The sequence below is a fragment of the uncultured Methanobrevibacter sp. genome (genome assembly GCF_902801725.1).
In the GTDB taxonomy this organism is placed as follows: domain Archaea; phylum Methanobacteriota; class Methanobacteria; order Methanobacteriales; family Methanobacteriaceae; genus Methanocatella.
The window spans coordinates 28,715-44,401 of record NZ_CADCJB010000011.1 but is presented as its reverse complement, the minus strand read 5'-3'; the positions used below and the strand labels follow the sequence as shown (position 1 = coordinate 44,401).

Sequence of the window (15,687 nt, the reverse complement as noted above, 5' to 3'; positions counted from 1 at the left end):
TTGCATTATTGAAAAAAAATAATAAGATAGAATTAGAAAATTCCATCAATGAAATCGTCTAATTGATCATTAGCTGAACTGGATTCTTGATTATCATTAGCATATTCAATATCTGGTTCATTATCAGAATCATAATCAGTACTAATGCCTGAAACAACCACAGTGGTCCTAACAGTATTTTGAAGACTTTCGTCAATTTGAGTACCCCAAATAATGTTAGCTTCAGGATCCAATTTATCAGCAACAACTTGGACAATTTTTTCAGCTTCATGTAATGTTAAGTCAGAACTACCAGATATGTTTACTAATGCGCCAGTAGCATTGGAAATATCAATATCTAATAATGGGCTGCTTAATGCTTCATGTACAGATTCTAAAGCTCTGTCTCCAGAATCAGATTCACCCATACCAATCATAGCCATTCCAGATCCTGTCATGATACTTCTAATATCTGCAAAGTCTAAACTTACAAGACCTCTTTTAGTAATTAATTCTGTAATTCCTTTAACTGCTCTTCCTAAAATTTCGTCAGAAACCATGAAAGCTTTGTTTAAAGGTAAGTTTGGTGCAACATCTAATAATTTATCATTAGGAATAATAATAACAGTGTCTGCAGATTCTTGGAGTTTTTCTAAACCTTGCTCCGCATTTTCTCTTCTTTTAATTCCTTCAGCAGAAAATGGTAATGTTGCAACAGCAACAGTTAATGCACCTAATTTTTTAGATAATTTTGAGATAATTGGAGCTGAACCTGTACCTGTTCCTCCACCGAGACCGCAGGTGACAAATACCATGTCTGCACCTTCCAATTCCTCTCTGATTTCATCTTCACTTTCTTCGGCGCATTCTTCACCGACAGATGGTTCTCCACCTGCACCTAATCCTTTTGAAGTTTTTCTACCTAATAATATTTTTTTACTAGATTGACAGTAAAATAAATCTTGAGCATCAGTATTTACTGCAATTGTTGTTGCTCCTTCGATACCCATTTCATTTAATCTTGAAATAGTGTTGTTACCTGCTCCACCGGCACCAACAACGAAAATTTTAGTTTTAACACCATCCATTATATTAATAAGCTCTTCATCAATGTCTGAAGAAATTTTTTCCGGTGTTTTCTCTTCCATTCTTTGTTCGGATTCTTTGATTGCATCATCTATAAATTTCACAAATTAACCCCACATACTCTGCTATTAAAATTAATTGTTAAATATTTCTATTGTTACTAATATTTAAATGCAACTACTTTTAAAAATAATGTGAAAAAATATATTTTATTTTCATTATATTTAAAATTTAATCTCTAGGCATTGCAATAATTTCATGGAATTTTAAATCAAATAAGTTTTTAGCATTGGCCGGAGTCAATATAACTGCACTGTCAACACCGTGACCCCTTCCTCCAATAGCAATGATTTCTTCACCGACAGGAATCAAACCAGCATCGGCAGCCATTATTGAAATTTCTGCAGAAACCTTTATTCCATGTGAAAACATTCTGAAAGTATCTGCAACAACATCCAATGGAGAGTATCCGCCATATTTATTGGTAACTCCTCTTGCAGCACCGCTGAACGCATGACATCCGAAGTAGGTTACTATTCCAACATTCTCCAATTTTTTAATCATGTCTTCTGATATGTCGGATTCGTTAGGTCCGCTAAAGCCGTAATGATGTGTAACATTAACTATTTTAACCCTATCGCCAACTGCTTTAGCAAGTTTCAATGCTGATTTACCTGATGCAGAAGCGATAACAATAGTTTTAATGTTTTCGCACAATTCCAATTTATCTTTTACAGCTGAAATGAGTTCGTCAGTGTAATCTTCACCTTCTTTATCAAAATATGTTATGAATTTTCTTGCCATATAACACACTCTCCAAAATTATATTTAATAAAAGTAACTTACTATATTACTATATTGAACAACTAGTTTTAAAAGATTTTTATGATGAGTGATGAACTGCAAAATATAAAACATGTTATCAATGGAGATTATATTGTAATTCCAATTGAAACAGGATATATTAAGCCAAATGAAGATTTAAGTTGTATAATCAATCCCGCAAAGGAGCTAATGAAAGATGGAGATTATTTGGTAATTGCTGAAACTCCAATTTCAGTTTCCCAAAACAGACTGGTTGATGAATCCGAATACACACCATCGCTAACAGCAAAATTCCTAACAACAGTATGGAGCAAATATCTTTGGGGATACGCTTTAGGACCTCTCTTAGGAATCAAAAAGAGAACTATAAAAAATCTTAGAAGATTGCCCGAAGAAACAAAAGCACATAAGGAAGTTGTACTTCAGTTATATGGATTGAAACATGCGTTAAAACCTGCTTCAGAAGCTGGAATAGACTTAAGCAATGCCCCTGGAACCTGCGTTTCATTGCTTCCGGAAAATCCCGAAAAAGTTGCAAAAAAAATTAAAAAGGAAATTGGAAAGGAAGTATGCGTGCTGATAATCGATACCGATGCGACATATATGAAAAACGGAAAATATTTTACAGGCCTTCCAATAGCCATAGATGGAATTGAAGCGGACAGAGGATTTTTCGGTTATTTCAAGGGACAATTATCCGAAAACATGGGATCAACACCGTTGGGCTGCAGTGAAAAAATCAGCGTTGAAGATGGCCTGAAATTTGCAAATATTGCTGAGGATTATCAAAAATCACTTTCAACCGAAATGAAAACAATACATAGCGTAAAATCAGTTTTAGGTACTGAAATGAGCGAAGTTACCGTTGAAACTCTTGATTCCATAACCCATACGCCTGCAGTGATCATCAGAAAAAAATAATCAAAAGACCCCTCACCCGCAATACAAATGCAAAATAACTAATTTTATATTAAACATTTTACATAAATAGAAATGCTTAAACTAATAATTGTTATTATTTAAAAAGCATTAATTGAAGGATTGGTCTTGATGGAAATTGATAGGTTAGGAAAATACAGAAATATCTTACTGCCGCTGGCTGATTGCATTGCAATCATTTTAGGATATTACTTTGCATCCGTGCTGATTACAGATTCGTTTTTAATGAATCCTACAAGTGCAGTAACAAGAAATGAACTTATAATAAGTATAATACTGGCAATTATCGTATTTCAAATTGTATTTAGAGTTACAAAAAGATATTCCAACATTGTCCGATATGAAAATAATCAAGACTATCTAATATATGTAATCCTTTCAGTTATTTCAATAATTATAGTGTCCCTAATCGAAGAAGTCGTATTTAACATGAAAAACCCTTCAATCAAATTCAATCTGGCCGTTGGTTTGATAATTGGTATCATAATATTTGTAATGCGCATAGGCATTAAATACGTTCTGCTGTCAGATATGGCAAATAAGGGATTGAACTACACTCCTGAAAACCAGAAGAAACTGCTGATTATCGGAGGAGGATATTCCGCTAACGACATCATTAAAACTTTAAATACTACTTTAAAAGGAAGATATGAAATTATAGGAATTATTGATGACAATAAACAGCGCAGAGGATACTCAGTTGCGGGAGTGAGAATTATAGGCAATAGAAATGATATTGAAAAAATTTGCCACAAATACAATATCGACACCATTTTTTTCACAATCGTAAACATAGGCAACCATGACAAAAAAGAAATTCTTGAAATCTGCAGCAAGACCGGTGCTGAAATAAAAGTGCTCCCAAGTTTGAGGGAAGTGATTACCGAGGAAAATCTATTCAACAGCCTAAGAGATGTTGAAATTGAAGACTTGCTGGGAAGAGACCCTGTAGAATTAGACAACAACAATATCAAAAGTCTTATTCATGAAAAAACAGTCCTGGTAACCGGTGGGGGCGGATCAATAGGAGAAGAGCTCTGCAGACAGATAATGCTCCATGACCCAAAACAGCTACTGATGCTAGACATATATGAAAATAGCCTATACAATATTGAATTAGAATTGAAAGCAAAATATCCTAATAATGATATAAAAGCGATTATTGCAAACATCAGGGATGAACAGAGGATATTTGATTTGTTTGAGGAATTTTCACCAGATGTTGTTTTCCATGCAGCCGCCCACAAGCATGTTCCCCTAATGGAAAATAACCCCTCAGAGGCTGTCAAGAATAACGTGTTCGGAACTTACAATCTGGTCAATGCATGCGACAAATACAAAACAAAACGATTTATTCTGATTTCCACCGACAAGGCTGTCAATCCGACAAACGTAATGGGCGCTACCAAAAGACTATGTGAAATGATTATCCAGGCAAAGGATAAGGAAAGTGAAACAGAATATGTTGCTGTCCGTTTCGGTAATGTTTTAGGAAGTAACGGATCTGTTGTACCATTATTTAAAAAACAGATCGCTGAAGGAGGTCCTGTAACAGTAACCCATAAAGACATTACAAGATTCTTTATGACAATACCTGAAGCTGTGGCTTTAGTTTTGCAATCCATAACCTATGCAAAAGGTGGAGAAATCTTTGTATTGAATATGGGTGAGCCTGTCAAAATATATGATTTGGCTAAAAGCCTTATTGAACTGTCCGGACTGAAATTGGGAGTGGATATAGATATTGAAATTACAGGTTTAAGACCTGGAGAAAAGATTTACGAAGAATTGCTTATGGATGAGGAAAATCTTGAAAAGACCAACCATGAAAAGATATTCATCACAGAGCCTATGAATTTTACAATGGGCGACATCGAGCAAAAACTGGATTCACTCAGAATATTGATTGATGAAGACATTACTGACAAAGACCAAATTAAAGACACTTTAAAAGAATGCGTTCCTACTTATAAAAGTCCTGAAGAAATTAATGGAGATAAAATATGAATATACCATTTTCACCACCAGACATTAGTGACAAAGAGATTGAAGAAGTTATTGCAGCTTTAAAATCCGGTTGGATTACAACCGGTCCGAAAACAAAAGAACTTGAAAGAAGAATAAGCGAATACTGCAACACCGACAAAACCGTTTGTCTAAGTGCTGCAACCACTGCCCTCGAAATGACATTGAGACTATTAGGCATCAAAGAGGGTGATGAGGTTATCGTACCTGCATATACATACACTGCAACATGCAGCGTCATTTGCCATGTCGGAGCAACACCTGTAATGGTGGACAGCCAAAAAGACAGGGAAGAAATGGACTATTCCATGATGGCTGATGCAATCACCGAAAAAACCAAAGTAATAATTCCAGTGGATATTGCAGGAATCCTATGTGATTATGACAGAATATTCAAAATAATCGAAGATAAGAAAGAATTGTTCGAAGCAGATAATGAAATTCAGGGAAAATTCAACAGAATCATAGTTCTTGCAGATTGTGCACATGGTTTCGGAGCAATAAAAGACGGGAAAAAAGCTGGAAGTTTGGCTGACTTTACATGCTTCTCATTCCATGCAGTTAAAAATCTGACAACTGCGGAAGGAGGTGCAGTTACCTGGAAAGACCATGACGGATTGGATAATGAAAAAATATACAAGGAATACCAAATTCTTTCACTTCACGGACAAACCAAGGACGCCCTTGAAAAAACACAAAAGGGATCCTGGGAATATGATATCCTTCTTCCGGCATACAAATGCAACATGACTGACGTTCAGGCAGGAATAGGTCTTGGACAGTTGGAAAGATATGACTCAATGCTGGCCAGAAGACATGAAATCATCGCAAAATATGATGAGGCATTCAAAGATTCGAAAGTCATAATTCCTCAGCACAATACGGAAACAAGCAAATCCTCAGGACACCTATACCTTACAAGAATCGAAGGCATATCCATGGAGGATAGAAACGAAATCATAATCAAGATGGAAGAGAGAGGAATAAGTACAAATGTCCATTATAAACCGCTTCCATTGTTAACCGCATATAAAAATTTAGGATTTGACATAAAAGACTATCCTAATGCATATGGTCTGTTTGAAAATGAAATAAGCTTGCCAATATATTCCAAGCTGACAGACGAGGAAGTTGACTACATTACCGATAACTTATTAGACATTTTAAAAGACTATTGAAGTCGAAAAATTAATCTTAAATTAGTTATATTTTTATAATAAAAAAGATATAACTAACATTAATTTAATAAGTTATCATAATTTTTTGTTTATTTTACTATTTTCATTTTAAATAAAATGTGATAATGAGATTTAGGGGCAATTAAATGATAGACGATCCATTAGTAAAGACCTTATTAACCAATGTTGTCGAAGATGAAAGCAATTTACCAATTGTTGAAGCATTAATCGACGGAATTGAAACCGATGAAGAAATAGCTAAAAAAACTGGAATCAAATTAAATATAGTTAGAAAAATTCTTTACAGACTTTATGATATGGGATTAGCTAGCTACAAAAGAAGTAAAGACCCTGAAACTCAATGGTTCACATATTCATGGAAATTTGAAACTGACGAAGTTATTTCACGTATTATAAAAGATTCAGAAAAGTATTTAAAAATGCTTAACGATGAATTGGAACGTGAAGAAAACAACATGTTTTTCATATGTCCTCAAGGACATGTCAGACTTGATTTTGATGCAGCTTCAGACTATGAATTCTTATGTCCTGCATGCGGTGACGAATTGGAATTCCAAGACAACGAAGCCAACATCAAACAAATCAAAGAAGACATTAAAATGGTTGAAAGTAATTTTAATTCCTTCAATGAAAAAGTAAAAAAATAGGATTGGAAATGGAAATTGAATTACTTGTACAGGAAGAAACTCCTGAAAATGTTATTGAACATTCAAAGGCCGTTTATAAAAAAGCTATGGAAATAGCTTCTCATTTTGACAATGCAGATAAAGACCTAATTAGAAAAGGTGCTTTATTACATGACATTGGAAGATCCAGAACACATGGGATAACCCATGCAATTGAAGGTGTTGAAATCGCCCGAAAATACGGTTATGACGAAGACGTTTTGAACATTATCGAAAGGCATATCGGTGCCGGGATTACCGAAAGTGAAGCAAAAAACCTGGGCCTTCCCGTTAAATCCTACGTTCCCCAAACCCTTGAAGAAAAAATTGTTGCACATGCAGACAATCTAATCAGCGGCAGCGAGGAAGTGGATATTGATTTTGTTATTAAAAAATGGAAAAGAAGAATAAAAGACAGCGACGACAACATTGAAAGATTGCTGAAACTAGATGAAGAACTGATAAAACATTTTGAGGAATGAATATGAAAGTAATATGTTCAAGTGAAGAATCCCTATACCGTCCGGAGGCAGTAAGATGGAGGCAGAGAATGGAAATGATGAAACCTCTTGGAGATACTGTTGTTTTATTGCCGTGCAGTATGAAAAAACCTTATTCAAATTCAAAATCACATCAGAAATTCAGAAAAATTACAAGATCCTTTCAGGAGCTTATTGTCACATCCCCCTTCGGAATATGTCCAAGGGAACTTGAAAACACTTTTCCAATCCAGTCATATGATGTGAGTACGACCGGTTCATGGTCACAAGATGAAATTGATGAAAGCGGAAAATTAATCCGGAAGTATTGTGAAGGAAAAACTGTAATTGCAAACCTCTCAGGAGGTTATTTGAAATCCTGCGAACAGTATGTAGATGATTTTATTAATGTTTGTGTTGATGAAAGACCAACTTCCCCTGATTCCCTTTACAATCTCAGAATGGAACTTAAAAAACATCAAAGAGTCAACAGAAGAGAAAAAACATTGCATGAATTGCGTTCAATTGCAATGTATCAGTTCGGTGAAGATGCCTGTGATTTCATTCCAGATAATGTTAAAACCAAAGGAATGTATCACAAAAGAATATTATCTTCAGGAAAACAGCTGGCTTTGCTCAACAAGGATCACGGATTATACAGACTTAATTTGCCAGGAGGAGAAATCCTTAAGGACTTGGGAATTAATGTCGTGAATATTGATTTCAACCTGGAAACCAATACAGTATTTGCACCGGGAATTCAAAAGGCTGACCATAATATTATTCCAAATGATGAGGTAGTCGTTGTTAAAGAGGACACTGTTGTTGGCGTGGGAAAAGCAGTAATGACCGGCCATGAAATGGAAGAATGTAGCAATGGAATTGGTGTAAAAATCAAGCATAGAGTAAAGTAACCTTTAATTTATTCAAGAATTGTAAACAAAAGATATATAAATATCATTAATAATAATTATAAATACAACAAAAAATTAGGAGACTACATATGTCAGAAGATTTAGTGAATGATATAAGAAATGCTGTTTCTGTAATTAATGACCCTCACATGGGAATCAGTATTGTAGAAATGGGTATTGTACAAGATATTACAGTAGATGGCGATCAAGCCGAAATTATACTTAAACCTACCAACCCTGGATGTATGAGTATCACCCGTATTGCTGCTGATGCAAAAATCAGAGCTGAAAACGTTGAGGGTATTGAAAATGTTAAAATCATCGTTGAAGGACATGCTATGGCTGACTCCATTAACGAAATGATTAACAGATAATTTTTTTAATCTTATTTTAATTCTATATATAATCTTAAAAAAACCGAAAAGATTATATATAGCTATTAATATAAGTATTAATGTTGACAGTTAACTGTCAAGATACAATTTTTATAGGCTAGTGGCACAGCTTGGTTAGCGCGCTCGGCTGATAACCGGGAGGTCATGGGTTCGAATCCCATCTAGCCTACTTCTAACTAATTTTTATGACAATTTCGTTTACCTGACAACTTTTTAAACATTTAATCGACTTTTTTTAATTCGAGAAAAAATCGGCATTTTGATGATTAATTTTATATATTATATTTAACAGAACATAGATGTACAAAAAGTAGGATTAATGATTAATATGTGGGAAAAAATCAACGAGAAATTCAAAAAGTACCCTGCAAGAATCCGAGTTGCTGAAAAAATGATTGAACTTGGACTGTCTTTAAATGAAGACGGCAAAATTTATTGCGGCAATCTAAAAATAAGTGATAAAGCATTGGCTACAGCAGCCAATGTCGACAGAAGAGTAATAAAATCCACAATAGATGTTATAAAAGATGATAAAGAATTGTATAATCTTTTTAGAAACATCATCCCTGCAGGAACCCTCTTAAAAAATATTGCTAAAAATTTGGAATTGGGCGTTATAGAAATAGAGGTAGGATCTGAAAGCGAAGGCATACTGGGCACTACAGCAAACTTGATATCAAAAAAAGGAATCAGTATAAGACAGGCATATGCCGAAGATACCGAACTTCAGGAAAACCCATCCCTAATCATCATAACTGAAAAGCCGGTAAGCGGTGATTTAATAAACGAATTTTTAAAAATAAAAGGAATAACAAGAGTATCAATTTACTGATTTTCTAAATCAGCCATTCTTGCTTTTTCCATCTCTTCATCTTCTTTTTCAAGAATATCTAAAAGTTCTTCCCAAGCTTCTAAAGATTCTTTAGCAGCTTCTTCAGATAATTTTTCAATTGCAAACCCTGCGTGGATTAAAACATAGTCTCCAACTTCCACATCAGGTAAAAGGTCTAATTTTGCTTGTTGTCTTGCTCCGCCAAAGTCGGCATACAACCAATTTTCTTCCCTATTTATTTCAACAACATGAGCAGGTGCTGCAATACACATAATTTCCATCTCCAAAATTTTAATATATTAATAGTATTAAAAGTTAGTATTATATAAAACTATCTAAACAGGTGATTAAATGAAGAATATCGTTATCGGTTCAGGCCCTGCAGGAAGGTTGGCTTCTGTAGAACTCGGAAAACTTGGTGAAGAAGTTACTTTAATTGAAAAAAATCATATAGCTGGAACTTGTCTAAATGAGGGATGTATGGTTATCTGTGCACTGACTGATGTTACCAAATTCATTGATGCTAATAACAGATTCAACAAGCACGGATTTCTCAAAAGCCAAATCGAAGTTTCATACGAAAAAATTGTAGAAAAGATTGTCGAAACACAAAAAATTCTTAGGCATTTGAATGAACTGGAAAACGAAAGTTTTGGAAATACCATTGTTTATGGCGAAGCCAGTATCGAAGGAGACACCGTAAAAGTAAACAATGAAAGTCTTGAATATGACAACCTCCTAATTGCCACAGGGGCACGTCCGTTTATCCCAAATATCAGAGGCAGTGAATTCGGATTAACCAACAAGGACATCTTAAAATTAAACGAAGTCCCTGAAAAATTAAACATCATCGGAGGAGGAATAATTGCCTGTGAAATTGCAAACATCTATTCAACACTCGGAAGTGAAGTTAATGTTATTGCAAGAAGCAAATTCCTAAAGGAAATCAATGAAACCACAAAGGAATACATCCTTAAAAGAATTATTCCCGATGTAAATGTTATTGAAAACACCAACATCAAAGAAGCTTTCAAAAACAAGGTATTGACAGAAAACGATGAAGAGTTAGAAGGAGTTCCATTTTTCGCAACAGGAAGAACCCCTAACAGTGAAATAGCTGAAGGATTTGTTGAATTGAATCCTGACAAAACAATAAAAGTTAATGAAATGATGCAAACAAATGTTGATAATGTATATGCTGCAGGTGATGTTATTGGAGGATATCAACTAACTCCAGTAGCTAGAATGGAGGGGCGCGTAGCTGCAAGAAATATGGCAAACTATCCGAATAAAGTAAGCTACAGTTGTATTCCGCAAACAATAAGTTTGAACACTGAAGTGAGTTTTGTTGAAAATGAAAAAAATGAATGTAGCGATGAAGATAAAGCCATAGTCAAATTCCCAGGAATTCCGGGACCTCACTCATTTTGGAACATACTAACAGAACAGACAGGCTATGCAGAAATAGAGTTCGATAAAAAGAACAACAAAATCAATAAAATTAATTCAATATCCCCATCATCTACCAGTGATGTGGCATATCTCTCTTATCTGATGAGGGAAGACTATGATTTAGATGATTATGAAGAATTTTTAGAAGTCCATCCTTCAACAGACACAACATACAAACTAATAAAATATATGTGGTTGTAAAACCACTATTTCACTTTTTTTAGAATTCTATCTGCCAAATCATCGGCAGCTTCGGAACAGAGTTTACCGTACATAACAGCATTTTCTTTCAAGGTATCCATATTTTCAAATGCTTCCTCTATGCTTTTACAAACATCATCCACTTCAGATTCGATAATTGCACCTTTAAACACACCGGCCATATTCTGATATCTTCCCCATTTAACTTTGGTTAACGCAATTATAGGAGTCCTTGCAACCAAAGCTTCCTCAAGGGAGACACCGTCATCGGTTAAAACTGTCAAATCGGCAAATCTGAACAAATCATTAATCCATGTGATATATCCCACGTAAATAATTCTTTCTTCATCAATGAGATCCATGTATTCATCATACATTGGCAAACCAACCAAAACAAGGTTATACTCATCAGTATAGTCTGCAGTCAAGTTAATGGCTTTGATAGTGCCTTTGAAAATAGATGAACCTGAAGAAAATAAAATTGTTTTTTTGTTTTCGTCAAAATTCGGGAATTCCTTAAGTTTTGAATAAGCAACCTTGGCATCCCCTTCATCTACCGCTTTAGAGAGAGGATAGAAAGCCTTGTCCATATTTTTAGGCAATTCATCCCATCTGAACTTATCCAATTCAGGTAAAATGTAACATTGATTGAATTTCGGACAAACTGCTGAATCAAGAGGTGTTGAAATTAAGGAAAAAGTTGGTTTGCGAGCAAATTTGCCACCAAGTGAGGCCACAATAGCTCCCCCGCCCAAAACTCCAACGACAAAATCGACCTTTAATTTTTTAATAAGATTTCTTGCCTTTATGGTGGCAACAAACAATTGGACAGCACCCTTTGCTGCAGAGAGTTTGGTTGCAGAATGCCCCCCTGCATGAGGAACAGAAATTCTATGCCATTCATATCCGTTTTTTTCAAATAGAGTTCCGTGAGCAGACTCATCCAATGCAATTTCACAAGTGACTCCTTTTCTTTCAAGAGCATTCATTGTATTGAGAGCGACCATTGCATCACCGCCCAATCCTCTACCCGTAACAATAAATAATGCTTTCATACTTATCTCCTTAACATTATTCTTGGTTTGATATCCTCTTGAGGATAATGAGGATGGCGTCTTGCATGCGGATTAAATAACAGTCTTCTAAATCCTAATAAAATCAATATAGGATTTGTAACCGGATACTGATTTTCCTTTAAAACAAATTTTCTAACGAGATCTCCCAATCCCCCTCCGGTTAATACATCCATGAAATAATCACCAAATGTAGGGTTTATCAATCCTAACCTTTGTCTGAAGAATACTTTCAGGGTATTGCGCCTTACAAAGGCAATCAATGCAGTTGTTAATATGAATAAAAGCAATAGCCACCAGAAACCGCCGACAATATAGAATGCTGCACCCAATGCAATACCGAATGTATGGTTTCCGACTTCTCCAAGCATGATTTTTCCTGAAAAGTCCAAAGGACAGTATCCTAAACATACCACCAATATCAATAATGGTGTGTAGATAGCCAACAATTCTTCGTAAGGAGGTGAATTGATTAATATCATAATAAGCATGGTTAAAATAGACATTATAATTGTTACTATACAAGTGGATCCAGGCTGCATGTCTGAAATATTGAGTGGTTGAACTAAAAGAGCTATGAGAATTGCAGAAACACCTAATCCTTCCATAATTCCTACAATCATGACAAGTATTATGCCCACTCCTCTTGAAAGCTGACCCCATTCAATGCCCAATGGAACGCATTTTTTTCTTCCCAGAATATCGTCAATAAAAGCAAAAATTCCAATGATTAAAACAAGATTGTTAAATTTAGGCAGCATATAAAATGATAAAATAACAAAGGGGACTAAACCTATGCCTCTAGGTATTCCACCACGAACATTAGGATATAAATTTCCCAAATAACCCTGCTTTCCTAAAAAATTGAAAATGATATTCAGTACTGCAGTTCCAACCGCAGATAAAACGAAAACGAATATCAATGCAAAAATTACTGACGTATACATCATAGATATCACAAATATAAAACTGTCTTATACATTATAAGTTATAATATTTTATTCTATATAAATTTAATATATCAGTATTTTTTAACATCAATTAACTGATTTCATACCTTAAAATAGCTGCCATTCCACCTAAACTTTCCAGTTGCTTGCCGCCATCGTGTTCGCTGCTTATGACCATGACCTCTCCTTTCATGTTTTCTACCATGTCCATCAAATCGCCCATATTGTCATCAGCCACTTTGGTGTCAAGTACCAAAAGTTCACTGACCGCACCAAGATTTATAGCGTTCTTGGTTTCTTTTGGCCCATATGCCACTTTTGAGGAATTCCTGCCAATTTCAGAAAGCAGATTATTTATAGCAGACATTTCCAAAGCAACCCTATTTTCGGAAGTTAGCTTTTCAACAGTGCCCTTCTTTAAAACTTCACTTATTCCGACCCTTCCTCCGGCACCGGTGCTTTCGATAATTGAAATTTGAGCCAACTCCTTATGCTTCTCTTTAAGATAATCGAAAAAATCATTTTTAACAAATCCCGGTCCGGCCAACACTATATTCTGTATTGAATCGAACTTTACAATTGATTCTATTACCTTTTCATAAAATTGAGTGATATTCTTTTGCCTGTTCTTGTCAAGTATCCTTTTGCCTGAAACATGCCCCTTGATAGGTCCGTAATACTCTATGCCGAATTGCCTCATCAATCCCAATGTAGCAGTATCGTCTTCAAGTACAACAATTATTGCAGATAGTTTTTTAGAAGCATCGATTGCCTGATTGAGTCTTTTAATTGCCCATTTTGGCCATCTGTCTTTTTTAATGGTTATGGGAGTATTGAGCTTGACTTCAAGAGTATGGTGAGAACCGAGAGGTATCAGGTCTTCAGGTCCTTTAGTAATAACTCCAGTTAGTCTCAATTTTCCTGTAAATAAATGAAAGTTAATATTCTCAATATCCAATCCCAGATAAAAAGTTTTTTTAACTCCCCGGTCACTTCTTAACTTATCGCCTGTATTGTCCTGTATGCGGCGTGTTGTTTTTGAGGAAGCATTGTCTCCGACTTCTATGATATGTGATAAATGCCATAAATCGTCCAATGTTTCCGGAACTACTTCAATAATTCCCTCTTTAGTATCCTGATTTATAATTTTCATGCTTTCAAAGATATTATATTGTTACTTGTTAATGAAATTAACCCAAATTCAAAAATGCGCAAAGAAACTTGTCACTATCAAACATATCCCATTCAACTTTTTAAAATAGGAATGTCTTTTACAATACTATTATTAATACTTAAAACAAAATAATTTTTATGAATGTTGGAATTATTGGTGGAACTGACGGTTTAGGAAAAACTTTAGTATATTATTTTAAGGACGAATTTGAAGTATACATTACTGGTAGAGACCATGAGAAAGGAAATCGAATTGCCAGTGAAGCAGGAGTAAATTATATTGAATCCAATGCAGGACTGGCCAATATCAGTGATATCCTAATCATCTCAGTGCCTATCCAACACACATCAGATGTAATTCGCGAAGTGGCGCCTTATATGAAATCAGGATCACTAATGGTGGATGTTACTTCAATTAAAGAGGAGCCTTCAAACACCATGAGGGAAGTTTTACCCGATGAGATAGAATATATTCCGACACACCCTGTTTTCGGTCCAAGAACTACAAGGCTAGACAATCAGATAATTGTTTTGACTGCAGATAAAAAGGGTGAATGGTATGATAAGGTTTATGATTATCTTAAAAGCAAAAATATGAAAATTATTGAAACCACTGCCGAAAAACATGACTTCATGATGAGCATTGTGCAGGTTTTAACCCATTTCTCTTTCATTTCAACAGCTTCCGCAATTGAAAAACTGAAAGTGGACCTGGCTGAAACCGAAGATTATGAAAGTCCGATTTACAATTTAATGATTGATTTGATTGCCCGTATTGTTTCACAAAACCCATATTTAACATACAACATCCAGTCCATGAACAGTAACGGGCCGAAAATTAGAAATACATTTGCAGATGCGGTGATTGAGCTAAGAGATGTAATCAATGAAAAGGACAGTGAAAGATTCATTGAGATTACCAACAATGCAACAAAACATATGGGTGACATTAAAGATGCATTAGGTAGAAGTGACAAAGCAATTGGCGCTCTGAATTACGAATACATAATGTTGACCAGGTTAATCGGCAAGGAAGTAGGTCTGCAGCACATCTACTCTAAAAAAATTCATGTAGGAATTCTTGAAGGTGTGGACAGCAAAACAGCAACCTTAATAAATGGAAGCAAAACTAAAAATCTGCGCCTTGCAAACATCAGGATATTGCTTCCAAATGAGCTTTACCAGTGGAAACTTGACAACTGTGATAAGACCGTCCAGTCAATCAGCTGCGTATTTTCAAAAAACGTTAATGTTGAAACAATAGAAAAAGCTGTGATGAATATTGACAATATAATTAACGTTAAGCTAATTGACACATACAATGGACCCCAAATTGATGATGGCTCAATAAGCTTGACATTCGAGGTTACAGCATTATCAAAAGATGACATTGAGAATGTGAAAAAATTGTTCACAGGCTTTGGCGGAACCATAAGATAATTGTTTTATCATATACGAACAAATATTAAAATATCAAAAAGTAATTAAAATTTTATTTCA

At 35.0% G+C, this 15,687-nt stretch carries 16 protein-coding genes and 1 tRNA gene; 11 read left to right on the top strand and 6 right to left on the bottom strand.

Annotated features, from left to right (window positions below; genetic code table 11):
- Positions 1-32: 32 nt before the first annotated feature.
- Together ftsZ and QZV68_RS03385 are read right to left on the bottom strand one after the other, a co-directional pair.
- Positions 33-1,169 (bottom strand): cell division protein FtsZ, encoded by a 1,137-nt coding sequence (ftsZ, locus tag QZV68_RS03390; protein WP_296878594.1) that lies wholly within the window; start codon positions 1,167-1,169, stop codon positions 33-35.
- 127 nt (positions 1,170-1,296) lie between these two features.
- Positions 1,297-1,869 carry a pyruvate kinase alpha/beta domain-containing protein gene (locus tag QZV68_RS03385; protein WP_296878592.1) on the bottom strand — a complete coding sequence of 191 codons (573 nt, stop codon included), beginning with the start codon at positions 1,867-1,869 and terminating at the stop codon, positions 1,297-1,299.
- Between the two features lie 84 nt (positions 1,870-1,953).
- On the opposite strand from QZV68_RS03385, the gene QZV68_RS03380 reads away from it, so the two are divergent.
- The 9 genes from QZV68_RS03380 to QZV68_RS03340 all read left to right on the top strand — a co-directional run bounded on the left by QZV68_RS03380 (position 1,954) and on the right by QZV68_RS03340 (position 9,338).
- On the top strand, positions 1,954-2,811 hold the full coding sequence (locus QZV68_RS03380) for a coenzyme F420-0:L-glutamate ligase (RefSeq protein WP_296878665.1): 858 nt from the start codon (positions 1,954-1,956) through the stop codon (positions 2,809-2,811).
- 129 nt (positions 2,812-2,940) lie between these two features.
- A complete protein-coding gene (locus QZV68_RS03375; protein ID WP_296878590.1) occupies positions 2,941-4,836 on the top strand; it encodes a nucleoside-diphosphate sugar epimerase/dehydratase in 1,896 nt (631 codons plus the stop codon).
- The gene (locus QZV68_RS03370) at positions 4,833-6,032 is read left to right on the top strand and encodes a DegT/DnrJ/EryC1/StrS aminotransferase family protein (protein WP_296878588.1); all 1,200 of its coding nucleotides are present in this window, start codon (positions 4,833-4,835) and stop codon (positions 6,030-6,032) included. The genes QZV68_RS03375 and QZV68_RS03370 overlap by 4 nt, the downstream gene beginning before the upstream one ends.
- Before the next feature lie 146 nt (positions 6,033-6,178).
- Positions 6,179-6,700 (top strand): transcription factor E, encoded by a 522-nt coding sequence (gene tfe, locus QZV68_RS03365; RefSeq protein WP_296878586.1) that lies wholly within the window; start codon positions 6,179-6,181, stop codon positions 6,698-6,700.
- A gap of 8 nt (positions 6,701-6,708) precedes the next feature.
- Positions 6,709-7,200, top strand: a complete 492-nt coding sequence (locus QZV68_RS03360) for a TIGR00295 family protein (RefSeq protein WP_296878584.1) — start codon at positions 6,709-6,711, stop codon at positions 7,198-7,200.
- 2 nt (positions 7,201-7,202) lie between these two features.
- Entirely contained in the window at positions 7,203-8,111 is a 909-nt protein-coding gene (locus QZV68_RS03355; protein WP_296878582.1) for a DUF5591 domain-containing protein, read from the top strand.
- Between the two features lie 89 nt (positions 8,112-8,200).
- Positions 8,201-8,485, top strand: a complete 285-nt coding sequence (locus QZV68_RS03350) for a metal-sulfur cluster assembly factor (protein WP_296878580.1) — start codon at positions 8,201-8,203, stop codon at positions 8,483-8,485.
- Between the two features lie 115 nt (positions 8,486-8,600).
- A tRNA-Ile gene (locus QZV68_RS03345) sits at positions 8,601-8,675 on the top strand.
- A 159-nt stretch (positions 8,676-8,834) separates the two neighbouring features.
- Positions 8,835-9,338 carry an amino acid-binding protein gene (locus tag QZV68_RS03340; RefSeq protein ID WP_296878663.1) on the top strand — a complete coding sequence of 168 codons (504 nt, stop codon included), beginning with the start codon at positions 8,835-8,837 and terminating at the stop codon, positions 9,336-9,338.
- Here the strand turns inward: QZV68_RS03340 and QZV68_RS03335 are convergent.
- Positions 9,332-9,610, bottom strand: coding sequence for a HypC/HybG/HupF family hydrogenase formation chaperone (locus QZV68_RS03335; protein WP_296878578.1), 279 nt, complete (start codon positions 9,608-9,610; stop codon positions 9,332-9,334). The two genes, QZV68_RS03340 and QZV68_RS03335, sit on opposite strands and share 7 nt — an antisense overlap.
- Positions 9,611-9,689: 79 nt before the next feature.
- Between QZV68_RS03335 and QZV68_RS03330 the strand changes: the two genes are divergently transcribed.
- Positions 9,690-10,991 (top strand): NAD(P)/FAD-dependent oxidoreductase, encoded by a 1,302-nt coding sequence (locus QZV68_RS03330; protein ID WP_296878576.1) that lies wholly within the window; start codon positions 9,690-9,692, stop codon positions 10,989-10,991.
- A 5-nt stretch (positions 10,992-10,996) separates the two neighbouring features.
- Here the strand turns inward: QZV68_RS03330 and QZV68_RS03325 are convergent, their stop codons facing one another.
- The 3 genes from QZV68_RS03325 to QZV68_RS03315 form a co-directional block, all read right to left on the bottom strand.
- Positions 10,997-12,046, bottom strand: coding sequence for a glycosyltransferase (locus QZV68_RS03325; protein WP_296878574.1), 1,050 nt, complete (start codon positions 12,044-12,046; stop codon positions 10,997-10,999).
- Positions 12,047-12,048: 2 nt separating this feature from the next.
- The gene (locus QZV68_RS03320; protein ID WP_296878573.1) at positions 12,049-13,014 is read right to left on the bottom strand and encodes a cell wall biosynthesis protein; all 966 of its coding nucleotides are present in this window, start codon (positions 13,012-13,014) and stop codon (positions 12,049-12,051) included.
- A gap of 91 nt (positions 13,015-13,105) precedes the next feature.
- A complete protein-coding gene (locus tag QZV68_RS03315) occupies positions 13,106-14,167 on the bottom strand; it encodes an mRNA surveillance protein pelota (RefSeq protein WP_296878570.1) in 1,062 nt (353 codons plus the stop codon).
- A gap of 149 nt (positions 14,168-14,316) precedes the next feature.
- Here QZV68_RS03315 and QZV68_RS03310 point away from each other — a divergent pair, with 149 nt between their 5' ends.
- The gene (locus QZV68_RS03310; RefSeq protein WP_363136904.1) at positions 14,317-15,627 is read left to right on the top strand and encodes a prephenate dehydrogenase; all 1,311 of its coding nucleotides are present in this window, start codon (positions 14,317-14,319) and stop codon (positions 15,625-15,627) included.
- Positions 15,628-15,687 lie beyond the last annotated feature (60 nt).